Annotated in this window: 21 protein-coding genes; 6 read left to right on the forward strand and 15 right to left on the reverse strand. The window is 57.0% G+C overall.

Annotated features, from left to right (window positions below; all coding sequences use genetic code 11):
• Window positions 1-73: 73 nt before the first annotated feature.
• Entirely contained in the window at window positions 74-1,993 is a 1,920-nt protein-coding gene (locus WN53_RS05935; RefSeq protein WP_024482697.1) for an ABC transporter ATP-binding protein, read from the forward strand.
• A gap of 129 nt (window positions 1,994-2,122) precedes the next feature.
• Here WN53_RS05935 and WN53_RS05940 read toward each other — a convergent pair whose 3' ends face one another.
• Together WN53_RS05940 and prs are read right to left on the reverse strand one after the other, a co-directional pair.
• Window positions 2,123-3,643 (reverse strand): nicotinate phosphoribosyltransferase, encoded by a 1,521-nt coding sequence (locus tag WN53_RS05940; RefSeq protein ID WP_024482698.1) that lies wholly within the window; start codon window positions 3,641-3,643, stop codon window positions 2,123-2,125.
• 135 nt (window positions 3,644-3,778) lie between these two features.
• Window positions 3,779-4,639, reverse strand: a complete 861-nt coding sequence (gene prs, locus WN53_RS05945) for a ribose-phosphate diphosphokinase (protein WP_024482699.1) — start codon at window positions 4,637-4,639, stop codon at window positions 3,779-3,781.
• A gap of 193 nt (window positions 4,640-4,832) precedes the next feature.
• Here prs and WN53_RS05950 point away from each other — a divergent pair, with 193 nt between their 5' ends.
• Window positions 4,833-5,552 carry an NUDIX hydrolase gene (locus WN53_RS05950; RefSeq protein WP_024482700.1) on the forward strand — a complete coding sequence of 240 codons (720 nt, stop codon included), beginning with the start codon at window positions 4,833-4,835 and terminating at the stop codon, window positions 5,550-5,552.
• A 3-nt stretch (window positions 5,553-5,555) separates the two neighbouring features.
• On the opposite strand, the gene tauD is transcribed toward WN53_RS05950, so the two are convergent.
• From tauD to WN53_RS05995, 9 genes are all read right to left on the reverse strand, one after another.
• Window positions 5,556-6,404: a taurine dioxygenase gene (tauD, locus tag WN53_RS05955; protein WP_024482701.1), complete on the reverse strand. Its 849-nt coding sequence runs from the start codon at window positions 6,402-6,404 to the stop codon at window positions 5,556-5,558.
• Window positions 6,401-7,234 (reverse strand): taurine ABC transporter permease TauC, encoded by an 834-nt coding sequence (tauC, locus tag WN53_RS05960; protein WP_024482702.1) that lies wholly within the window; start codon window positions 7,232-7,234, stop codon window positions 6,401-6,403. Before tauC ends, tauD begins: the two co-directional genes overlap by 4 nt.
• Window positions 7,231-7,998, reverse strand: a complete 768-nt coding sequence (gene tauB / locus WN53_RS05965; RefSeq protein WP_024482703.1) for a taurine ABC transporter ATP-binding subunit — start codon at window positions 7,996-7,998, stop codon at window positions 7,231-7,233. Before tauB ends, tauC begins: the two co-directional genes overlap by 4 nt.
• 10 nt (window positions 7,999-8,008) lie before the next feature.
• A complete protein-coding gene (gene tauA / locus WN53_RS05970; RefSeq protein WP_024482704.1) occupies window positions 8,009-9,004 on the reverse strand; it encodes a taurine ABC transporter substrate-binding protein in 996 nt (331 codons plus the stop codon).
• A gap of 93 nt (window positions 9,005-9,097) precedes the next feature.
• Window positions 9,098-10,225, reverse strand: a complete 1,128-nt coding sequence (locus WN53_RS05975) for a Gfo/Idh/MocA family protein (protein WP_024482705.1) — start codon at window positions 10,223-10,225, stop codon at window positions 9,098-9,100.
• The gene (locus WN53_RS05980; protein ID WP_024482706.1) at window positions 10,222-11,286 is read right to left on the reverse strand and encodes a sugar phosphate isomerase/epimerase family protein; all 1,065 of its coding nucleotides are present in this window, start codon (window positions 11,284-11,286) and stop codon (window positions 10,222-10,224) included. The genes WN53_RS05975 and WN53_RS05980 overlap by 4 nt, the downstream gene beginning before the upstream one ends.
• Entirely contained in the window at window positions 11,283-12,359 is a 1,077-nt protein-coding gene (locus WN53_RS05985) for a Gfo/Idh/MocA family protein (protein ID WP_024482707.1), read from the reverse strand. Before WN53_RS05985 ends, WN53_RS05980 begins: the two co-directional genes overlap by 4 nt.
• The gene (locus WN53_RS05990) at window positions 12,352-13,614 is read right to left on the reverse strand and encodes an MFS transporter (protein WP_024482708.1); all 1,263 of its coding nucleotides are present in this window, start codon (window positions 13,612-13,614) and stop codon (window positions 12,352-12,354) included. Before WN53_RS05990 ends, WN53_RS05985 begins: the two co-directional genes overlap by 8 nt.
• Window positions 13,615-13,661: 47 nt before the next feature.
• Entirely contained in the window at window positions 13,662-14,579 is a 918-nt protein-coding gene (locus WN53_RS05995; protein ID WP_024482709.1) for a GNAT family N-acetyltransferase, read from the reverse strand.
• 328 nt (window positions 14,580-14,907) lie between these two features.
• Between WN53_RS05995 and WN53_RS06000 the strand changes: the two genes are divergently transcribed.
• Window positions 14,908-15,888 (forward strand): LacI family DNA-binding transcriptional regulator, encoded by a 981-nt coding sequence (locus WN53_RS06000; protein ID WP_024482710.1) that lies wholly within the window; start codon window positions 14,908-14,910, stop codon window positions 15,886-15,888.
• On the opposite strand, the gene WN53_RS06005 is transcribed toward WN53_RS06000, so the two are convergent.
• A complete protein-coding gene (locus tag WN53_RS06005) occupies window positions 15,880-16,662 on the reverse strand; it encodes a PhzF family phenazine biosynthesis protein (RefSeq protein ID WP_024482711.1) in 783 nt (260 codons plus the stop codon). The genes WN53_RS06000 and WN53_RS06005 overlap by 9 nt on opposite strands.
• A 10-nt stretch (window positions 16,663-16,672) precedes the next feature.
• Complete coding sequence (locus WN53_RS06010) at window positions 16,673-17,275, reverse strand: LysE family translocator (RefSeq protein ID WP_021808042.1); 603 nt, start codon at window positions 17,273-17,275, stop codon at window positions 16,673-16,675.
• 118 nt (window positions 17,276-17,393) lie between these two features.
• Between WN53_RS06010 and WN53_RS06015 the strand changes: the two genes are divergently transcribed.
• From WN53_RS06015 to WN53_RS06025, 3 genes are all read left to right on the forward strand, one after another.
• A complete protein-coding gene (locus tag WN53_RS06015; protein WP_024482712.1) occupies window positions 17,394-18,374 on the forward strand; it encodes a hydrolase in 981 nt (326 codons plus the stop codon).
• Complete coding sequence (locus WN53_RS06020; protein ID WP_021808044.1) at window positions 18,371-18,604, forward strand: YheU family protein; 234 nt, start codon at window positions 18,371-18,373, stop codon at window positions 18,602-18,604. The genes WN53_RS06015 and WN53_RS06020 overlap by 4 nt, the downstream gene beginning before the upstream one ends.
• Before the next feature lie 151 nt (window positions 18,605-18,755).
• Window positions 18,756-19,625 carry a phosphoribulokinase gene (locus WN53_RS06025; protein WP_021808045.1) on the forward strand — a complete coding sequence of 290 codons (870 nt, stop codon included), beginning with the start codon at window positions 18,756-18,758 and terminating at the stop codon, window positions 19,623-19,625.
• A 36-nt stretch (window positions 19,626-19,661) separates the two neighbouring features.
• Here WN53_RS06025 and WN53_RS06030 read toward each other — a convergent pair whose 3' ends face one another.
• On the reverse strand, window positions 19,662-20,840 hold the full coding sequence (locus WN53_RS06030; RefSeq protein ID WP_024482713.1) for an amidohydrolase: 1,179 nt from the start codon (window positions 20,838-20,840) through the stop codon (window positions 19,662-19,664).
• Complete coding sequence (locus tag WN53_RS06035) at window positions 20,837-22,036, reverse strand: MFS transporter (RefSeq protein WP_024482714.1); 1,200 nt, start codon at window positions 22,034-22,036, stop codon at window positions 20,837-20,839. Before WN53_RS06035 ends, WN53_RS06030 begins: the two co-directional genes overlap by 4 nt.
• Between the last annotated feature and the right edge of the window lie 57 nt (window positions 22,037-22,093).

A 22,093-nucleotide genomic window follows, 5' to 3' on the forward strand; every position in this document is an offset into this window, starting at 1 on the left:
ATAATAGGACTGCTACGCGTCCTGTTAACGTAAACTCAATTCAATTTAACATACTCTGAACAAACGGCGCTTTATGATTGTTTTCTCCTCGCTACAAATCCGACGCGGCACCCGCGTCCTGTTGGACAACGCCACGGCGACGGTTAATCCAGGTCAGAAGGTCGGCCTGGTGGGTAAGAACGGCTGTGGGAAATCTACGCTGCTGGCCCTGTTGAAAGGTGAGATCGCCGCAGACGGTGGCAGCTACACCTTCCCAAACAACTGGGCGCTGGCCTGGGTGAATCAGGAAACACCGGCACTGGACGTGCCCGCCATTGAGTATGTTATCGATGGAGATCGGGAATTCCGCCAGTTGGAAGCCGAATTACAGGTGGCAAACGATAATAACGACGGCCACGCCATAGCCACGCTGCACGGCAAGCTCGATGCCCTGGATGCCTGGACTATCCGTTCCCGTGCCGCCAGCCTGTTGCACGGTTTAGGTTTTTCCAATGAACAGCTGCAAAGCCCGGTGCGCGCCTTCTCGGGCGGATGGCGCATGCGCCTTAACCTGGCACAGGCTTTGGTTTGCCGTTCCGATCTGCTGTTGCTGGACGAACCCACCAACCACCTGGATCTGGATGCAGTGATCTGGCTGGAACGCTGGCTGAAAAGCTATCCGGGCACCCTGGTGCTGATTTCGCATGACCGTGATTTCCTCGACCCAATCGTCGACAAGATCCTGCACATCGAAAATGAGACCATCAACGAATATACCGGCAACTATTCCTCCTTCGAGCGCCAGCGCGTCACCAAACTGGCACAGCAGCAGTCGCTGTATCAGAGCCAACAGGAAAAAGTGGCACATCTGCAAAGCTATATAGACCGTTTCCGTGCTCAAGCCACCAAGGCCAAACAGGCCCAGAGCCGCATCAAGATGCTGGAGCGGATGGAGCTGATTGCCCCGGCGCACGTCGATAACCCGTTCACGTTTAGCTTCCGCCAACCCGAAAGCCTGCCGAACCCATTGCTGCGGATGGAAAAAGTCAGCGCAGGCTATGGCGACAAAGTGATCTTGCAGTCAATCAAGCTCAACCTGGTGCCCGGTTCACGTATTGGCCTGTTGGGGCGTAACGGCGCCGGTAAATCAACGCTGATCAAAATGCTGGCTGGCACGCTGGAGCCGCTAAGCGGGGAGATCGGACTGGCAAAGGGCATCAAACTGGGTTACTTCGCCCAGCATCAGTTGGAGTTCCTGCGCGCCGATGAGTCACCGCTGCAGCATCTGAGCCGCATCGCCCCTCGCGTGTTAGAACAGCAGTTACGCGATTACCTTGGCGGCTTCGGCTTCCAGGGCGATAAGGTCACCGAAATCACCGAACGTTTCTCCGGCGGTGAAAAGGCACGGCTGGTGCTGGCGCTGATCGTCTGGCAGCGCCCTAACCTGCTGCTGCTCGATGAACCGACCAACCACCTGGATCTGGATATGCGCCAGGCGTTGACCGAAGCGCTGATCGATTTCGAGGGGGCATTGGTGGTGGTTTCGCACGATCGCCACCTGCTGCGTTCTACTACCGACGATCTGTATCTGGTGCACGATGGCCAGGTGGAGCAGTTCGAGGGCGATCTGGACGATTACCAGCAGTGGCTTAGCGATCTGCAAAAGCAGCAGGCGCAACAGGATGCCGCACCGAAGCAGGATAACGGCAACAGCGCCCAGGCGCGTAAAGACCAAAAGCGCCGTGAAGCCGAATTCCGTACGCAAACCCAACCACTGCGTAAGCAGATCGCCAAGCTGGAACAACAGATGGATAAGCTGGGTGCCGAATTGGCCGCGGTGGAAGAACAGCTGGCAGACTCGGCGCTGTACGACATCAGCCGTAAAGCCGATCTGACCGCCTGCCTGCAAAAGCAAAGCCAGGCCAAATCCGCTCTGGAAGAAACGGAAATGACCTGGCTGGATGCCCAGGAACAGCTGGAAAATCTGACCCAGGCGTTTGAAGCAGAGAGTTGATTTAACGTCCCCTCACCCTAGCCCTCTCCCACAGGGAGAGGGGATCTATCGTGCTACAGCTTAACTCTGGTTATAATATTTTAGATCAACCAGTTAAATATTAACTCCGTAATCACCTACGAGCTCAATTCAGCTCCCTCTTCCTGTGGGAGAGGGTTGGGGTGAGGGGCAGGCAATGCGCTGACGGATCTGCTCCAGCGACTCCTGGTTATAGAGTTTGCCATCCAGGAAGCGCGTTTTCAGTTCGCCCTGCTGCTCCTGTTGCCAGTCCTGATTATCCAGCAGTTGATATTCCCCTTCCCCATCGCGGATCACCCGTAACAAACCGCGTGCAGATTGTTTCAGGCCGCTGTCGGTCTTCGGCTGTTTGAAGATGGGGCGCCCCACTCCGTTCACCTCACCGTAGGTGGCCTTCATCGCGAAACCAAAAGTATCGCGGGTATTATACTGATAAGTAAAGGAACCCACGCCAAACACCACGTTAGAGCTGGCAAAACCTTTCGCCTCCAGACGTTGCAGAATTTCCTGGGCGCGCTCCAAAGTGATGGAGTCTCCATAAATCAGCCCGACATGCGGATCCAACACTTTGTAGCCCTTGCTGTTTACCGTGCCGCCAAAGATCTCCCACAACACTTCCACCGAGCCTTTCTCTTCGGCGCTGCGTTGCGCACTGCGGTCGCTGTCGTCGCCGGTTCCACAAAGAATAGCTACCGGATCGCCACTGTCTGGGCGGAAGACCACTCGGCCATCGCGCGCCATGATTTTGCTGTGCAACTCACGGGTAAACTCCGTCAGCACCTGCCAGTAATCCCAGGTATCCGACACGATGGAAACCAACCCATTCGGATAGAGATCTTCAATCAGGCGGCGGAACGTTTCGATCTCCGTTGCCTGCTCACCCATGCACATCACGCTATGCTCGGTGGCGGGGATGCTGCCAGCCACGAAGTAGTCTTCAGCGGTTGGATAATACTTCTGTGCGTATAGCACCGCGGGAATGTTGTCGGTGCCCTTGAAGCTGAGCAAATGCCCGGTACCGGCCTGCGCGACATCATGCATACCCGACATACCGCGGAAGGAAAAGTCGTGGCATTGGAAATCCAGATGCGCCACATCGTCACAGGTTTTTGCCGCCCACATCTGGCAGATCTTGCGATAATGATGGGCAATGGTGGCATTGGTGGAGGCTTTCCACAGTTCGGCCGAGATCACCGTTTCCAGGTAGTTGACCAGCCAGAAGAACTCCTCACGCGTATTGGTGATGGTCAGCACTGGCACCTTCATCTTCACCTTGCTGCCTTCATCTAATCCTTTGATATGCAGCGGCAGATAGCCCAACCGATGCAGCGCGCGAATATGCTCCACGCAGACCCGGTCCTGACCAATGTAGCTGTCCATCAGCTTTTTATATTCCCCTACCACCTGCTCTTCCGGTTGGGCAAAGAATTGCTGATTAAATAAATCCACCATGAACCACTGTAAAAAACCCTGCAAACCGAAGAACACCAGTTGGCCGTCCGGCAGCGGGGAAGCAAAGAACCGATCGCTGCGCGGCGTGAAGTTGGAGTAGATACGCGTGGTGCCCAGCGGATACTGCTCACGGTGTGACACTTTGTAGCCATCAATCGCCAAAATAGGATTAGTTAACATAGTCGGTTCCTTAGTGAGCGTATACCCGTCGCCTTTCAAGCTGCAGCGTTGTTACCTGCACTCACCCACCCCAGTCACTTACTAAAGTAAGCTCCTGGGGATGGGTGAGCTTGTCGCCTAGCTGCAGCTTGAAATTCATAGGGTATAAATAGATTCAATATCAATCAGTTCAACACGTTGCTCAGCGAGTTCCGCCGCAGCATAGGAAGTGGTGGTATAGATGTTATCGATGCCTTGGTTCAGCAAAGCTGCGGTGCCTTTGGAGAACACCCCGTGGGTGACATACAGGCTGACCGTACGCGCCCCCGCCTGACGCAATACCTGGGCCGAGCCGATAAAGGTGCCGCCACCGTCGCACAGGTCATCCACAATCAGCACGTCTTTGCCCTGCACATCGCCAGCCAGCAGTTCGAAACCCGTCAGTTCGCCGCTGAACACGTCCCGGTGTTTGGTCAGGATGCCGTATTGTGCGATGCCAAAGTGGGCCGCCACCGCGTGAATTTTTTTCAGCGCTCCGGCATCCGGAGCCATCAGGAACAGCTGCTGCTGGGTTAATAAATTGGCCAGTCTGCTGCTGTGCTGCATGCACTGCTGCTGAGTAATGATGTGCATGTTGTCGATCACGGCGGCAGCTACTTCACTGTGTGGATCCAGCACCGTCACACGGTCAAACGCCAAGGTGTTGAGTAATTGGCCGAACACCTTGAGCGCGAAGCTGTCGCCGGAGGTCATATGGCGATCTTGGCGGGCATAGGGCAGATAAGGCAGCTCAAGCAGGCTTTCTTTGATCAGGAACTGGTGGCGTACCGCCTGCGTCAACTGTGCCAACAGCATGAAGTCATCCATGCTGCACATGGCGCTGGCACGAATACGCATCTGCGAAGCCCCCGTTGTTTCAGGCTTTGCAAACCGGGCATACACCGCCCCATCGGGAAACTGTCCGGTTATTACCTTCACTTCAATGTCGTTCAAAAACAACTGCAGTTGTGCGCTCATATTCTTCCCCCCTCACCAATTAATGTCCCTAGGACACTTATATAATTGTCCAAGAGACATTTATTGGCAAGCGAAAAATGTCTTAATCGCAGCAAATTCGCTTAACCATTTGTTTATTTACGCTTTTAATAATTATCATTAGCCGGCAGCTATTGTTATATTGTCTCAAAGACCTTTTTAGCCGAGCGCCAGCATGACCACGCAAGACGAGTACCTGAAAAACTACGATCCGCGCCTCTTCCCCTCACCGCTTGTCACCGTCGACAGCGTGCTGTTTACCGTACACGGCGGGAAGCTGTGTGTGCTGTTGGCCAAGCGCGCTAATCACCCTTTTCTCGATCAATGGGGATTGCCCGGCGGGTTTATCGATTTGCAGGACGACGCCTCCACGCAAGCGACGGCCGAACGTAAACTGAGGGAAAAAACCGGTGTGGTGCCGCCCTATCTGGCGCAGTTGGCCAGTTTTTCTGGCCCGGAAAGGGACCCGCGCGGCTGGAGCCTGACCACGGTCTACTTTGCCCTGATCGCCCATGCCGATTGCCAGCCGCATATCATCGACGTGAGTGACGTAGCCTGGGTACCGTTGGACAACCTGCAAACACAGCAGCTAGCTTTCGATCATCAAACGATCGTGGAAGCGGCACTTCAGCGGCTACGGCAAAAAACGGCTTACTCCATGCTGCCGGTCTATTGCCTACCAGCGGAGTTCACGCTTTCCCAGTTGCAGGAAGTGATTGAGATTATTTTGTCGCATACGGTGCAGCGCAAAAGCCTGATGCGGCGTTTTGACGCTTCGGAGATGTTTGAGGAAACCGGCGAGAGAGTGGCAACAGGCGCACGTAAGGCACGCCTGTACCGCAGGAAAGCGGGGGTAGATATGAGAAACTTTTCCAGAAACCTGATGGTGGAGTGATCCTCAGGCGCGATAGAACGGCTTATCCCCCAGAATGGTCGCACGGTGCATAATGCGCCGCTGCGGCAGGTAATCCGCGTTGGCGTAATGCTGCGTAACCCGGTTATCCCAGATGGCAATATCGTTGGCCTGCCAGCGCCAGCGCACCTGAAACTCCGGCTTGGTGATATGCGCAAACAGGAAGTTCAGCAGAGCATCACTCTCCTTCGCCGCCAGCTCGACAATCCGCGTAGTAAATCCTTCATTGACGAACAGCGCCTGCTTGCCGGTCACCGGATGGGTGCGGATCACTGGATGCAGCAACGGTGGATTTTTCTGCACGGCCAACCGCCAGCGCTGATGCTCTTCCTCACTGCCACGATGTTTATATTCGGGGAACGACTTGGTGAAATCATGCTCCGCCTGCAACCCGACCAACAACTGTTTAAAGGGTCCAGACAACGCTTCATAAGCGGCAATCCCGCTAGCCCACAGCGTGTCGCCACCGGTCGTCGGCAGCTGCTTGGCGGCTAAAATCGCCCCCTGCGGCGGGTTTTCGATAAAGGTGACGTCGGTATGCCAGTTGTCGTTATCCGGCGGGTTATCGTCATGAGTATCCAGCACAATGATCTCCTCCACGTCGGGAGCATGTGGATACACCGGGTGAATATGCAGATCGCCGAAACGCCCTGCCAGCTCACGCTGTTGTAGCGGTGTGATTGGCTGATCGCGCAGGAACAGCACCTGATGCTTGAGCAAGGCATGGTAAAGCTGTTCAAACTGGCCATCGCCCAGTGGTCGCGCCAGATTGACGTTTTCCACCAACGCGCCGATATATGGCCCCAACGGGGTAATTGCTAAACGTTCGTTCATTGCTGTACTCCATGCCAGGGGGTCAAGCGGCGCTGTAAGGCACGTAGCCCCAGCTCCAGACCAAATGCGATTATCGCAATCACGCTGATACCGGCGATCACCACGTCGGTCGCCAGAAACTCACCAGCGGACTGCACCATAAATCCCAGACCGCGCGTGGCGGCAATCAGTTCGGCGGCCACCAGCGTAGACCAGCCGACGCCCAGGCCAATACGGATGCCGGTCAAAATTTCCGGTAGCGCACTAGGCAACACCACAAAGCGCAGCAATTGCCAGCGGTTGGCTCCCAAAGCCTGCGCGGCACGAATACGCACCTGCGCTACGCTGCGTACGCCTGCCACGGTCGAAAGCGTCACAGGGGCAAAAATCGCCAGGTAGATCAGTAGGATTTTCGAGGTTTCACCGATGCCAAACCAGATCACCATCAGCGGCAGATAGGCCAGCGGAGGTACCGGGCGATAAATTTCAATCAGGGGATCAAGCAGGCCACGCACTGTCTCACTTAGCCCCATCGCAATACCCACCGGGACACCGATCACCACAGCGGCCAGTAATGCCACCAGGATCCGCCCCAGACTGGCGGCCAGGTGTTGCCACAGCGTGGCATCCATAAAGCCTTGCGGGCTGGCAATGACCACCAACTGATGCAAGACCTGCTGCGGCGCGGGCAGAAATAACGGGCTGATCAGCTGCAAGGCGGTTACCGCCCACCAAACAGCCAATAGCACCAGTAAGGTTGCCGTGCTCAGCTTGAGGCTGCGCGGCAGCGTGAAACGAGATTGGCGCACCGCTGTCGGTACTGCGGCTTTCAGAACAGAATGCAGGCTCATAGCAAGGCCTCGCGCTGTTGGAACACCCGGCCCAGCACGTATTCACGCTGGGCGATAAACTCAGGATCGGACTTGATGGAGCGGCAAGCCTCTCCGGCGGCATAGCGCTGGCCAAAATTCAGCGATAAACGCTCCACCACCTGCCCAGGGCCAGGAGAAAGCAGTAACAGCTCGCTGGCCAGGAACACCGCTTCTTCGATGTCATGGGTGATCAGCAGCACCTGCTTGCCGGTATCGCGCCAAATGTTCAACAGCAGTTCCTGCATCTGTTCGCGAGTGAACGCGTCCAGTGCCCCGAAAGGCTCATCCAGCAGCAACAGCCGAGGGTCGGCAGCCAAGGCGCGAGCAATACCCACCCGCTGACGCATCCCACCGGACAGCTGCCAGATGAAGTGTTGCTCATAGCCGGTCAGCCCAACGCGTTGCAACATCTGCTGCGCCACCTTGCGGCGTTGCGGCTTGGCCACACCGGCCAGCTGTAAGCCAAACTCCACGTTATCCACCACGTTGCGCCACGGCAGTAAGCCTTCATGCTGGAAGACCACGCCCCGCTCGGCCCCCGGGCCTTTGACGGGGACTTCATCCAGCGTAATGCTGCCTGCCGTTGGCTCAATAAACCCGGCGATCAAATTCAGCAACGTGGTCTTGCCGCAGCCAGAAGGCCCCAACACCACCACCAGTTGCCCTTTGGCTATCTGGAACGACACATCGCGCAGCGCCGCACGCCCCTGATAATCGGCCGAAAGATGGTTAACGTTTAGCATGGCGGATCCCTTACGACTGCGGCGCAGCCTGCACCTGTTTGACAAAGCGGTCGGTCACATAGGCGCTGTAATCACTGTCCACCTGCGGGATCTTGCCTTGTTGTTTAAGGAACTCGGCGGTATCGCGAATGGCTTTATCTACCGGCTGGCCCAGTTGAGTGATCTGATCGGCGACCGGCAGGTAGCGGTTACCCTTCACCAGTTCCGGCACCTGTTCTGGTGGCACTCCGCTCAGGCGAGCCAGCGAGTTGAGATTGCTTGAGTCTTTCAGCCACTGCTCCGGCTGTGCCAGATAGGCTTTCTGCGCTTTCAGGGCGCTGGCAGCAAACGCGGTGACAACTTCCGGATGCTGCTCGGCAAAGTCTTTACGCACTACCCACACGTCCAGCGTTGGTGAGCCCCACTGGCCAACCTGTTCGGAATCGGTCAGCACCTTGCCCTGTTTGGCGAGTTCATTGACCACCGGAGCCCATACATAAGCCCCGTCGATATCCCCACGCTGCCAGGCCGCCGCAATGGCTGGCGGTTGCAGGTTGAGAATTTGCACCTGGTCAGGTTTGATGCCCCAGTGTTTCAGGGAGGCCAGCAGGCTGTAGTGAGTGGTGGAAATGAACGGTACCGCAATGCGCTTACCGATCAGATCCTGGGGAGATTTGATGTCCTTTTTCACCACCAGCGCTTCGGAACTGCCCAGTTGCGAGGCGATCAGGAACACTTCGATAGGGAGCTTCTGGCTGGCGGCCACGGCCAGCGGGCTGGAGCCTATATTGCCAATCTGCACGTCGCCAGAGGCCAGCGCACGCAACACGCTGGAGCCGCTGTCGAACTTGCGCCAGTCAACGGTCGCGCCAGACTGTTTGGCAAAGCTGTTTTCCGCCTGCGCCACCTTGGCGGGTTCGGCGGATGTCTGGTAAGCCACGGTGACGTCCACTGCCTGGGCACTGGCCGCACCGAGCGATAAAGCCAACAATACTGCACTGCGTAATGAGAAAAGTTTGCTCGCCATGATCCGCTCCGTTGATAAAATTCTGTGCTGTGACCAACAGTTTTATCTGAGCGGCGCCAGGCAATAAAAGAATAAAAAAATCTTCTTTATTACTTATGGCGATATCAACTCCACCCACTCTCCTCCCGCACGGCTACTGCGCTGAGCGGCATCAATAAATGCCATCCCTTGCACGCCGGTTTCAATCCCTGGTAACAACGGTGCCGCCGTAGGACCATCACGCAAACAGCGGGCCGCTTCACGGTAAATCTGGCCAAACCCTTCTAAATAGCCCTCAGGATGTCCTGCGGGTACGCGGGCCAGCAGGCGGTTTTCTGCATGCTGAAATGCCGAGGCGCGGGTGATGCAATAGGCGGGCGCGTCAAAAGGCCGTATCCATAGCTGGTTCGGGTTTTCCTGGCAAAACTCCAGGCTGCCCTCACTGCCGTAAACTCGTAACTTCAGCCCATTCTCATGACCACAGGCCACCTGACTGGCCCAGAGCCGGCCTTTGGCACCGTTGGCATAGCGCATCTGCACCCGCACATCGTCGTCCAGCTTGCGCCCCGCAATGAATGACGTCAGCTCAGCGCTGATCGCCTCAGGCAACATACCACTGACAAACTCAGCCAGCTGCCAGGCGTGGGTACCTACGTCACCGATGCAGCCGGATCCAGCTTTTTCCGGCTGCGCACGCCAACCGGCCTGCTTGTTGTCGGTCAGCTCCAGCGGTTTTGCCAGCCACTGCTGCAGATATTCCACCTCGACGAAGCGGATCTCGCCCAACTCCCCCGCCAATATCCGGCTACGTGCCTCACGCACCAGCGGGTAGGCGCTGTAGTTATGGGTCAGGATCAGTTGTCTGCCGCTTTGGCGCACCGTTTGTGCCAGTTGCAGAGCCTCGGCATAAGAGGTGCATAACGGCTTATCGCAGATCACATCAATCCCGGCGTTGAGAAAGGCGCTGGCGACTGGAGCATGCAAATGATTCGGGGTCACGATCGCGACGACATCAATCCCATCCTCTCGTGCCGCTTCTGCCTGCGCCATCTGGTTAAAATCGGCATAGCAGCGATCCGGTTGCAGATGTAATAACGCCCCGGTGCGCAGACAGTTTTGCCTATCGGAGGAGAAAGCCCCGGCGACCAGCTCAAACTCATCATCCATCCGCGCCGCCAACCGATGTACCGCGCCGATAAACGCACCTTCACCGCCGCCCACCATTCCCAGCTTCAATCTCATGATGCATCCTCCACGCCCAGCATGGCTCTGACTCGTGCCCGGTCAGTATCTACTGAGGCAAAATCATCAAAGGCCCGTTCCGCTACCGGAATAATATGGCGAGCGATAAAGGCGGCACCTTCGCGTGCCCCCGCCTCCGGCGACTTAAGGCAGCACTCCCATTCCAACGTAGCGACTCCAGGGAAGCCGTACTGCGTCAGCTTGCTGAAAATCGCCGGGAAGTCGATCTGCCCATCCCCCAACGAGCGGAAGCGCCCAGGTCTTTCCAACCACGGCTGGTAACCCCCATACACGCCACTGCGGGCGCTGGGGCGGTACTCGGCATCTTTGACGTGAAACGCGCGGATACGTGGGTGATAACAATCGATAAAGCCGAGATAGTCCATCTGCTGCAAATGCAGATGGCTCGGATCATAGAGAATATGGCAGCGGGGATGGTTGCCGACCTTGGCCAGAAAGCGTTCAAAGGTCACGCCGTCATGTAAATCCTCCCCCGGATGTAGCTCATAGCACACATCTACACCAGCCCGATCGAAGGCGTCCAGGATCGGCAGCCAGCGCTTGGCCAACTGTTCGAAGGCCTCCTCCAGCAGTAACGCATTATGCGGCGGCCAGGGATAGAAATAGGGCCACGCCAACGCCCCAGAGAAGGTCGCATGGGCCGTTAGCCCCAAGCGCTGAGATGCCTGTGCCGCCAGCAATAACTGTTCCGTTGCCCAGGCCTGCCGCTGCTGAGGCTTACCCCGGACTTCTGGCGGGGCAAAACCGTCAAAGGCCAGATCGTAGGCAGGATGGATGGCGACCAGTTGCCCTTGCAAATGCGTCGACAGCTCGCTGATACGGATACCGTGCCGCCCAAGCCGGGCGACGATCTCATCGCAATATTCCTGGCTGCGTGCCGCCAGCGCCAAATCGAAAATGGCCGGCTCAAGCGTGGGGATCTGGACGCTGGTGAAGCCCAGCCCAGCAGCCCACTCCGCCAAGCCATCCAGCGTATTAAACGGGGCCTGCTCGGCGATAAACTGCGCCAGAAACAATCCCGGCCCCTGCATCGTCTTCATGCTTCTCTCCCTAATATCACCGTACGTTGGCTGCGTACCGCCTCGTCCGCCGCCAGCACCACCCGTAAGCTGTTCAACGCATCCTGAAGATGCTGATTGAGATCCAGCCCCTCACAAATAGCCTGTAAAAAGTACCGCTGTTCACTCAGACACAGCGCTAAATGGTCCGGCTCATCCTGACAGTCGATCCAGCGATCCGGCCGCGTAAAGCGGTTCTCATCGTCCAAATCGGCATAATGCACCCGCAATGATTCGGTTTTGGTATGCCCCCCAACATCGTCAGAAGCCCTTTCGTGATGACGAGCCACGATCGAAACCGCGCCGCGCGGCCCAATGACGTCTTTCACAAAGTAGGCCGTTTCACTGATCATCGGCCCCCAGCCAGCCTCGTACCAACCGACCGAGCCATCGGCAAACCGCACCTGTAATTGGCCGTAGTTATACATCCCCTGCGGCAGGTCATCGCTCAGCCGGGCGCCGATTGCGCTCACGCTGATCGGTTCGGCCTGGGCCATCTGGCACATCACGTCCAGATAATGTACGCCGCAATCGACGATTGGCGACAATGACTGCATCAGGTTGCGATGCACATTCCACATCTGCCCGTGGCTTTGCTGGTTGAGGTTCATCCGCATCACCAAAGGCTTACCCAAACCCCGAGCGAGCTCCACAAACTGCTGCCAGGAGGGATGATGGCGCAGGATATAGCCCACCACCACCTGCCGTTGTGCCTGCTTGGCAGCGGAAATCACCCTTTCGGCACCGGCCACTGTGGTAGCGAGCGGCTTTTCGATAAACAAATGACATCCCGCCGCCAGCGCCGCCAAGGCGTAGGCTTCGTGGGTGTCCGGATAAGTGGTCAGGCACACGGCATCAGGCCGGGTTTGCGCCAGCGCCAACTCAAAGTCGCTAAAGGTGGGATAACCGCCCCCCAAACGTTGATTGAGCAGCTCACGCGACTCGCCCCGTGCCACCAGCCCGCAGATTGTCACCCCATCCATAGCGTGGTAGGCCTCGGCATGGGACGCCCCCATATTGCCGCAGCCCACCACCAGCACCCGCAAATCAGCCATCGCGTTTCTCCCCTGCTGGAATATCGCGGTAGTTGAAGGTGAAGAAGAACAGCGCGGCGATCGCCAATGCGCCGAAGGCTGGATACCACCAGAAATGTTGCCATTGCGGCAACGCCGCAGCCCCTTCCGCCGTCACCATATGGTTAAACAGCGCACCGCTGATCTGCGAACCAATCAACATACCGATGCCGTAGGTGAACAGCACCAGCAGGCTTTGTGCCTGGCCTTTTACCTTGTCGCCCGCCACTTTATCGGTATAGATAAAGCCGATAACGAAGAAGAAGTCATAGCACATGCCATGCAGGATGATGCCGAGGTAGATCATCCAGCGCATTTCTTCGGTAATGCCCAGAGCGAACATCACGTAGCGCAGGAACCAGGAAAGCATGCCGATCATCAGCATGTATTTGATCCCCAACCGGGCAAACAGGAACGGGATCAGCAGCATGAAGAACAGCTCGGACATTTGCCCCAGCGACATCACGCCACCCACGTTGGTGAAACCAGCCGCGGCAACGAACGGCGCGGCATAGGCGTAATACGCCGCCAGCGGGATGGAGATCAGCATGGCGCAGATGATAAACACCAGGAAATGGCGCTGCTTGAGCATCGCGAAAGCATCGGCGCACAGCAGATCGCGCATTTTTACTGGTTTGCCGCGTTCCGGTGCCGGGGTATGCGGCAGCGTAAAACTGTAAATCGCCAATACCAGCGAGGCTACGGCAGCCAGCGTGAAGATATCGGTACTGTCCGACAGGCCACTGCTGCCGACGATCAGCCCGGCGACAATCCAGCCAAAGGTGCCGAACGCCCGCACGACCGGGAAGGCTTTCTCGCTGTTGCTCAGGCTATAAAATGCCACGTTGTTGCTCAGGGCAATGGTGGGCATGTAGCACAGCATATAGCCGAAGATGATCCACAACAGCCCGCTGCCCTGCCCCTCGGCAAAGAAGCCAGGCATCATCCACAGCAGGCCTGCCCCAATCAGGTGCAACACAGCCAATACTTTTTGCGAGGCAAAGAAGCGATCGACCACCATACCCAGCACAAAAGGCGACAGGATGGAGGCGATCGGCCCGGTGGAATAGGCATCACCAATAATCGCCGCCAGGCCGTATTTGCCCATCACCACGCCAAGCGTAACGTACCAGGCCCCCCAGACAAAAAATTGCAGGAACATCATCAGTGCCAGCCGTGGCACGACCCATTTGAACGTGGCGCCTTTGGCCCCCAAGGCCTGGCTATCTGTTTGCATAACTCCCCCATCGGTGTTGGTTGGTTAATACAGCAACGACGCCGGTGCTAACCGCTTTCCGGCAAAAAGGACGGCATCACCACGCCGCCGGGTTGTTGCGCCTGGCCTTTCACCTGCGCGATATGTAATTCACAAATTCGTCCTCCCCAGCGCAGCAAAACCTGGCTAAGCGCGGAGCGCTCTGCGGGTACCAATACCACCGGTGTCGTACCGCGATGATGGCTATCCAGCATCCAGCCAAGTAACTCCAGGGCGATCTCTTCGCTATGGCAGCACCCCGGCCCTAACATACGGGAGGCCGGATGCGCCACCGAGGCCAGATAACCGCCGATGCGATCGTCCAACTCCCAGACGGCAACCCGCCACAGTCCACTGGCGTCATTGAGGAAATAATCGATATCGCGCTGGCGTTCGATGCCCAGTATTTCGCGCTCCAGCTCCAGGATGGCGGGCAGATCGTCGAGCCGGGCAGCCCGTACCTGGCCGCGAGTCAGGCGTGGGTAAGCAAATCCCTGGCTCGGCACCGGGATAGCCATATCCTGATAGAGGGCATACGGGGTAAATCCCCCGCGCTGGTAAAGCGAATAGGAATCCAGGTTCAACGCGCTGGATAGCAAACGGACCGGTAAGCCACCCGCCAGTTCGTCGGCCTTGGCCAACAAGCGGCTGGCAATTCTGCGGCCAAAATAATCGGGATGAACATTCATGATGCCCAACCCCAAATGAGTTTCACGCGGGTGGAAAAAGCAGGAGCCACAGATCGCCCCTTGTTGATCGCGCGCAATCCAGTGGTGACCCTGATCCAACTGCTGGTAAACATCAACAAACAGGCCACAACTTTCTGGCCCGGCAGAGAAGATGTCGCCCAGCCCGTGGCGCTGATACCAGGCATTGGTTGAGCAATGGATCAGAGCGGCAATCTCACTGCGATCCTGCGCCTGCGCTAGCTCAAGCTGTATCTCCATCTGCCACCTCCTATTGCGTCGGTCTTTCGGGATTTCGCGGCAAAAGCCAAAATGAAATCGATTACATTTAGCTGATAAATAAAATGTAATCGATTTCTTTTTTTCGGCAACCCGATTAAGCTAGATAAAAGCGTCGAGAAGAGAGATCTGTAATCGGCGTCACAAATTGCCCGTAGGGATCAGATTGATGCCAAATTGGCAATGAGGCTAAATGTGTCGAGGTCGATATATACGACCGTAGGGGCGCCGCATGCTGCGCCCGTTTAACAGCAACACAGCCTCTACATAGTGTGCATTGCCATATAGTAGGCAGAAGGAAAAGCAAACCATGTCGATAGCAAAGGTGGCGAAAATCGCTGGCGTCTCAGCGGCCACCGTCTCACGGGTGTTGAACGGCCAACAGATCGTCAAACCAGCCACTCGCGATAAGGTCCTGGCGGCGATCCGCGCATGTGACTATCAACCCAACCTGCTCGCACGCCAACTGCGCACTGCCCGCAGCGGGATGCTGCTGGTGCTGGTGTCCAATATCACCAACCCCTTTTGCTCCCTGGTAGTACGCGGTATCGAAGAAGAAGCCGAACGCCACGGTTACCATATTCTGCTGTGCAACTCGGAATCTAATCCAACCCGTGAATCCGCCTACCTCAGCCTGCTGAGTGGCAAAGTGGTTGACGGGGTGATCACCATGGATGCCATCAGCTGTTTGCCAGGGCTGACCGCCATGATCGGTGATTTCCCCTGGGTGCAATGCGGCGAAGGGGATACCCAATTCCGCGCCTCCTCCGTCACCATCGATAACCACCAGGCCGCCATGGCCGGTGTACAGCACCTGGCAGCCAAAGGGCGCCAACGGATCGCGTTGCTCAATGGTGATATGCGTTACCTGTATTCACAACAGCGGGAACAGGGCTACCGGCAGGCGTTGGCAGAGTTGGGGCTGGACTATTGCCGGGTTGAATATGTCGAAGGGCTGGATTACTCCGCTGGAGCCAAGGCGATGAGTGATTTGCTGACCGACGGACCACGGCCAGATGCGGTATTTGCCATTTCAGATGTGATTGCCGGGGGCGCGATGAGTACCTTGCACCAGCAGGGCTTGCGTATTCCAGAAGATATCGCAGTGATGGGATTTGACGGTGTGCCGTTTGGCAGCATCACCACTCCGCCGCTGACCACCATCGTACAGCCCATGCATCAGTTCGGCGTGCGTAGCGTGCAGTTGCTGCTGGAGAAAATTCAGGGCCAGCAGTTGCCCCCTTGCCACGACGTGCTGAATTGGCAACTGCTGGAACGGAGTTCAACCTAAAAGAGAGCCACGCAAGAAGATGCGCGCATAACCACCCAGCAACGTACGTTCTCCTTGCTGCTCGCAGAACAACTCGCCGCCGCGTGATGACAGCTGTTTTGCATGTAACTCCTGGCGGCCAAGACGCGCCGTCCAATAAGGCATCAGTATGCAATGGGCAGAGCCGGTGACCGGATCTTCGCTGCGATCCATTGAGAAATAACGCGAGACAAAATCCACCTCATCACCCGGAGCCGTGACGATCACGCCGCAACCCACGTGGTCGATCAGCTCGGCGATCGCAGGCTGCACCGCCCTGACCTGCGCCTCATCGGCCAATACCGCCATCAGCGACTGGGCTCGCCACACTTCCTGCGGTTGCACACCGAGCAAAGCGGCCAACTGTGGCGGTTCAGCAATTTTCTGTGGTGGGCGAGAAGGGAAATCCAGGATCAGCCGTTCACCGTCGGCCGCATCGCGTTTGACATACAGCTCACCGCTGGCGGAACGGAAACGGATATCGCTCAACCCCGGGTTGACCACGTTTAACAGCACGTGCGCCGAGGCCAAAGTAGCATGCCCGCACAGATCCACTTCCCGCGTTGGCGTGAACCAGCGGATCGCGTACATATCACCATCCTGCCAGACAAAACTGGTTTCCGGCAGGTTCAGCTCGTTGGCGATGGCCTGCATCTGCGCCGCCTCCAGCGGTTGTTGCAGCAGGCAGACACCGGCCGGGTTGCCCCGCAGTCCCTCGCCGATAAAGGCATCCACATGGAAATAGTTTTCGTTCATCAGCTTTCCCTCAATGCCAAATCAGTAATACACAGGCGGCAGTTAACAGCCCCATCGACACGTTAAAGATTATCCAGGCCTTCTTGCTGCGCAGCAGGCGACCAATCACCGTACCAAAACCTAACCAGATGATCCCAGCCACGATATTGACGGCAAAGATGCCGAAGGCGATAGCCAGAATGGAATGGTTGTACTTGTCCCCCGCCAGGCTAAAGCTCGCCACCGCCCCCAGCGCCATCAGCCAGGCCTTGGGATTGAGGAACTGCAACAGCCAGCCTTGGTACAGACGCACCGGCTTCGGTGGCGGCGCGTCGGTTTCCAGCTTTTCATAGGCCGCCGTCGCCACTTTCCACGCCAGCCACAACAGATAAAGGCTGCCGAGGATTTTCAAGATCAGGTGCAAAGAAGGATAAATCAGGATCAGCCCACCCACGCCAAATGCCACCAACACCAAGATACTTTGCATGCCCAGCATGATGCCGATCATCAGCCATAATGAACGCATAAAGCCGAAATTGGCCCCTGAAGTGGTGAGCAACATATTGTTGGGGCCAGGGGTGATCGCGGCCACCCACAGGAAGCCTAGCATCGAAAGAAATAAACTCAGTTCCATGAAGCGGGTGCTCCTCACCCAAATGACTTTTTTTGCAGTATGATTGCTAATACATGTGTTTGAAGCTAACAGTGCGGTTCGGATCACACAATAGCCGCCAACAAGAATTTTATTCATTATGTATGAATCCTTTCGCCCCCTGACCGGGGCCAGTAATCCACACCTGCAAACCCTGCTGCCACGGCTGGTACGCCGCCGCGTACTGCTGCAACCTCATTGGCAACGGCTGGAGTTGCCGGACGGCGATTTCGTCGATCTGGCCTGGAGTGAAGATCCGCAACTGGCGCGCGATAAACCTCGCGTGGTGCTGTTCCATGGGTTAGAGGGTAATTTCTACAGCCCTTACGCACATGGGCTGCTCAATGCCTGGCGCGAGCAAGGCTGGTTGGGCGTGGTGATGCATTTCCGTGGTTGCAGCGGCGTGCCCAACCGTAAGCAACGCATCTACCATTCCGGCGAAACGGAAGATGCCCGCTTCTTCCTGCGCTGGCTGCGTGACAGCTTTGGCGAAGTGCCAACGGCGGCGGTCGGGATTTCCCTGGGCGGCAATATGCTGGCCTATTATCTGGCCCAACAGGGCAATGACAGCCTGCTACAGGCGGCAGTGGTCGTTTCCGCCCCGCTGATGCTGGAACCTTGCTCGCTCCGCATGGAACAGGGATTCTCACGCGTTTATCAGCGCTACCTGCTGGGCCAACTCAAGCAAAATGCCACCCGCAAGCTGCTGCACTACCCAGGCACCTTGCCGTTGGATTTGTCGCAACTGAACAAGCTGCGGCGCATTCGCGAGTTTGATGATGTGATCACCTCGCGCATTCACGGTTTCAGCGACGCGGTCGATTACTATCGCCGCTGCAGCGCCCTGCCGCTGTTGCCGCAGATCACCACACCGCTGCTGATCATTCATGCTAAAGACGATCCCTTTATGACCGATGCGGTGATCCCCGACCTCGCCAGCCTGCCGCCTAATATCGAATATCAGCTGACGGAGTGCGGTGGCCACGTCGGCTTTGTCGGCGGCACCTTGAAAAAACCGCAAATGTGGCTGGAGCAACGTATCCCAGCCTGGCTTTCTCCTTTTTTGGAATCCACCAAGTGATTATTCCCTGGCAAGAAATTGAACAAGAGACCCTCAACAGCCTGATCGAATCCTTTGTATTGCGCGAAGGAACCGACTACGGCGAGCACGAACGTTCGCTGGAACAGAAGGTCGACGACGTGCGCCGCCAGTTGAAAAGCGGCGAAGTGGTGCTGGTGTGGTCAGAGCTACATGAAACCGTCAACATCATGCCTCGCGGGCAGATCCGCGCCGGGCAGGAGGAAATTTAGTCTTATTGCATGCTATGACTGAGGGAAAAAATCAGGTAACAATGCAGTATTGCAAACCAACGCGCACAATTTCGCCTTGGGCGAAAGGGCATCAGCCATACTAAAAATCTTATTCTGAGCCTGCGCATTTAATACGGAGTGACCCTCTATCATGTCTGCCAAACATCCCGTTATCGCGGTGACCGGTTCCAGCGGAGCCGGCACCACCACCACCAGCCTGGCGTTCCGCAAGATTTTTCAGCAGCTAAACCTGCGCGCCGCCCAGCTAGAAGGCGACAGCTTCCACCGTTACACCCGGCCGGAAATGGATGCGGCAATCCGTAAAGCCCGCGATATGGGCCGCCATATCAGCTACTTCGGCCCGGAAGCCAACGACTTTGGCCTGCTGGAGCAGAGCTTTATCGAATACGGCAAGAACGGCACCGGCCGCTCACGTAAATATCTGCATACCTACGACGAGGCCGTGCCTTACAATCAGGTACCGGGCACCTTCACGCCTTGGGAGCCACTGCCCGCCCCGACGGATGTCCTGTTCTACGAAGGGCTGCACGGCGGCGTAGTGGCCGATCAGATTGACGTAGCCAAACATGTCGATCTGCTGGTCGGCGTGGTGCCGATCGTCAACCTGGAGTGGATCCAGAAGCTGATCCGCGATACCGGCGAGCGTGGCCATTCCCGTGAGGCGGTGATGGACTCGGTAGTCCGTTCGATGGAGGATTACATCAGCTACATCACGCCACAGTTCTCACGCACCCATATCAACTTCCAACGCGTCCCGACGGTAGATACGTCCAACCCGTTTGCCGCCAAGGCGATCCCCTCTCTGGACGAAAGCTTGGTGGTGATCCACTTCCGCGGCCTGGATCAGATCGACTTCCCCTACCTGCTGGCAATGCTGCAAGGATCGTTTATCTCGCATATCAATACGCTGGTAGTGCCGGGTGGCAAGATGGGGCTGGCAATGGAGCTGATCATGGCACCGCTGGTGCAACGGCTGATGGAAGGCAAAAAGATCGAATAAGTTATCGGGCGCGGACAATTACCGCGCCCACCGTCGTTAACGCATCAACAGATGGCGGATAAAGCCGACGTGCAGTTTCACCCCAATCTGCATCGCCGCCTCGTCCAGTTTAAAACGGGGATTATGCACGCCGTAGGTGGCACCGATCGCCTCGTTACCGCTGCCGATAAACAGGAAGCACCCCGGCACTTTCTCCTGATAGGACGAGAAATCCTCACTGCCAAACATCGCGCTGGTCAATTCCCGCAACGCCTGTGGCCCCAAGGCTTCGGCCACCACCTCGCGCGCAATAGCGCAGGCATCAGGATGGTTATTGCCGATGGTATAGCCACGCGTCCAGTCAACCTTGTAGCTGGCACCGTGCGCCTGGCTGATCCCTGCGACGGTTTGCTCAACCAGCAGCGGTACCCGCTCGCGTACTTCCTGATTATGAGTGCGTAGCGTTCCCGCCAGCCGTGCGCTGTCAGGGATGACGTTATAGCTGTCACCTGCCTGGAAGGTCGCCACCGTCAACACCGGAGCATTTAACGGATCCAGCTTCCGTGCCACGATCTGCTGCAATGCGCTAACGATCTCCGCACCAATCGGCACCGGATCGATACACAGATGCGGCATCGAGCCATGTCCACCCTTACCCTGCAGCACTATGTCGAAGTTATCGCTGGAGCCACTGAACACGCCCTGCTTCATGCCCACCTCACCGGTCGGGAAGTTGGGCATGACATGCAGGCCGAAGATCATCTTCACGCCATCCAGAACCCCCAGGTCTACCAGCTGTTGGGCTCCGCCCGGTGGCACTTCTTCGGCATGCTGGAAGATAAAGCGCACCGAGCCTTGCAGCTGCGCCTGCAACTGACACAGCACGCTGGCCGCACCCAGCAACATCGCGCTGTGGGCATCATGGCCGCAGGCATGCATCACCCCTGGCCGGGTCGAGCAGAAAGGTTCGTCGCTTTCTTCCTGGATCGGCAAGGCGTCGATATCGGCGCGCAATGCATAGCACGGCCCCGGCGCAGCGCCCTGCAATTCGGCCACTACGCTATTTGGCGTAGGGCGTGAGATCTTCAACGGGCCAAGGTGGGCCAATTGTGCAGCGATGTAATCTGCCGTCTGCGCCTCTTGAAATGACAACTCTGGATTGGCATGCAGGTGGCGACGCCACTGCAATACCTGTTGTTCCACGTCGGCAATCAGCTGTTCAATGTTCATTTTCATACTCCTTGATTCAGTGCCGGTTGGCGCGCTTTACCTGCCAATGGCAGGATCACCAGCCCGGAAACCACCATAGCCAGTGCCAAAAAGATAAACGTTGTCATGTAGTTGTGGCTGATGGTGATCAAATACCCCATGGCGATAGGGGCCACAAAGCCACCCAAAGTGCCGCCGGTGTTTATCAGCCCCATCGCTGCCCCCATCACTTCCGCAGGCAGGCGCTTCATCGGCAGAGTAAACACCGTGACGAACGAGGCCATCAGGAAGATATAGCCCAGGAACAAGAACAGGCTGGCCGTCAGCGCCGATTCGCTGGTAAACACCAGCCAGATGCACAAGGCGCTGATCAGGGAACTGAAGAAGATCACCCACGGCTCACGCCCTTGCAGATAGCGCCCGACCAGCCAGCCGGTACCGAGTGAGGAGATCCAGATCCCCAGACCACCGGCGGCGACCACCATGCTGGAGACGTCAATCGGCATTCCGCGCTGCTGTACCAGAAATTTCGGTAGCCAGGCCATCAGGCCGTACGACGGGATGTTGATACAGAAAATCGCCACAAACAGCAGCAGCACGATGGGGTTTTTCAGCAGGGCCTTATAGTTGGCAGCGGCTGCCCCAGCTTTGGCGGGTGCTGCCTGTGGCGGATTGGGAACCAGCCACAAGATGCAGGCGGCAATCACGAATGCCAACAGGCCAAGTGCAGAGAACGACCCACGCCAGCCGATGTGATCCAGGCAGTAGACCGCGACCAGTGGACCGACGGTCATCGCCAACCCGGCGGAAGACAGCAGAATGGACTGCGCGAAGGTGCGCTGTTCCAGTGGGAAATTCGCCACTACCGCCTTGGCACAGGAACACGGATAGCCGGAGTGGCCAATACCCGACAGGAAGCGGAACGTCACCAGCAGGCCCAGGCCGAACCCCAGAATGCCGAAGCACAGGGCAAATCCCCCCAGCAGCAGTAACGAACTGCACAGCACTTTCTTAAAACCAAAGCGGTCATTGAGCCAGCCCGCCGGTATCTGGAACAGGGAATACGCCAGGAAAAACATCCCGGTAATGTAGCCCAGCTGTTCCGGCTGTAGATTGAACTCGCGTTCGATAGGTAACAGCGCAAAACCCATCACGGTTTTATCGATGTACACCACGACATAGCCCACAAACAGCAAAAAAATCATTAGCGAACGATTTTTCATCGCCGATATTCCTTTAAGTTATCACCCAGGCTGCCCACCAGCGTGGCGGGCGTAGTA

The sequence above is a fragment of the Serratia fonticola genome (assembly GCF_001006005.1).
GTDB classification, from domain to species: Bacteria; Pseudomonadota; Gammaproteobacteria; order Enterobacterales; family Enterobacteriaceae; genus Chania; species Chania fonticola.

Bases quoted from the DNA above. Each gene is read 5' to 3' on its own strand.
- WN53_RS05980 (WP_024482706.1), bottom strand. From the start codon at position 11,286: ATGAAGACGATGCAGGGGCCGGGATTGTTTCTGGCGCAGTTTATCGCC.
- WN53_RS06000 (WP_024482710.1), top strand. From the start codon at position 14,908: ATGTCGATAGCAAAGGTGGCGAAAATCGCTGGCGTCTCAGCGGCCACC.
- WN53_RS06005 (WP_024482711.1), bottom strand. From the start codon at position 16,662: ATGAACGAAAACTATTTCCATGTGGATGCCTTTATCGGCGAGGGACTG.
- tauA (WP_024482704.1), bottom strand. From the start codon at position 9,004: ATGGCGAGCAAACTTTTCTCATTACGCAGTGCAGTATTGTTGGCTTTA.
- WN53_RS06030 (WP_024482713.1), bottom strand. From the start codon at position 20,840: ATGAAAATGAACATTGAACAGCTGATTGCCGACGTGGAACAACAGGTA.
- WN53_RS05985 (WP_024482707.1), bottom strand. From the start codon at position 12,359: ATGGCTGATTTGCGGGTGCTGGTGGTGGGCTGCGGCAATATGGGGGCG.
- WN53_RS06035 (WP_024482714.1), bottom strand. From the start codon at position 22,036: ATGAAAAATCGTTCGCTAATGATTTTTTTGCTGTTTGTGGGCTATGTC.
- WN53_RS05935 (WP_024482697.1), top strand. From the start codon at position 74: ATGATTGTTTTCTCCTCGCTACAAATCCGACGCGGCACCCGCGTCCTG.
- WN53_RS05975 (WP_024482705.1), bottom strand. From the start codon at position 10,225: ATGAGATTGAAGCTGGGAATGGTGGGCGGCGGTGAAGGTGCGTTTATC.
- tauC (WP_024482702.1), bottom strand. From the start codon at position 7,234: ATGAGCCTGCATTCTGTTCTGAAAGCCGCAGTACCGACAGCGGTGCGC.
- WN53_RS06010 (WP_021808042.1), bottom strand. From the start codon at position 17,275: ATGGAACTGAGTTTATTTCTTTCGATGCTAGGCTTCCTGTGGGTGGCC.
- WN53_RS05995 (WP_024482709.1), bottom strand. From the start codon at position 14,579: ATGGAGATACAGCTTGAGCTAGCGCAGGCGCAGGATCGCAGTGAGATT.
- tauB (WP_024482703.1), bottom strand. From the start codon at position 7,998: ATGCTAAACGTTAACCATCTTTCGGCCGATTATCAGGGGCGTGCGGCG.
- WN53_RS05950 (WP_024482700.1), top strand. From the start codon at position 4,833: ATGACCACGCAAGACGAGTACCTGAAAAACTACGATCCGCGCCTCTTC.
- WN53_RS06015 (WP_024482712.1), top strand. From the start codon at position 17,394: ATGTATGAATCCTTTCGCCCCCTGACCGGGGCCAGTAATCCACACCTG.
- WN53_RS05990 (WP_024482708.1), bottom strand. From the start codon at position 13,614: ATGCAAACAGATAGCCAGGCCTTGGGGGCCAAAGGCGCCACGTTCAAA.
- WN53_RS06025 (WP_021808045.1), top strand. From the start codon at position 18,756: ATGTCTGCCAAACATCCCGTTATCGCGGTGACCGGTTCCAGCGGAGCC.
- WN53_RS05940 (WP_024482698.1), bottom strand. From the start codon at position 3,643: ATGTTAACTAATCCTATTTTGGCGATTGATGGCTACAAAGTGTCACAC.
- prs (WP_024482699.1), bottom strand. From the start codon at position 4,639: ATGAGCGCACAACTGCAGTTGTTTTTGAACGACATTGAAGTGAAGGTA.
- tauD (WP_024482701.1), bottom strand. From the start codon at position 6,404: ATGAACGAACGTTTAGCAATTACCCCGTTGGGGCCATATATCGGCGCG.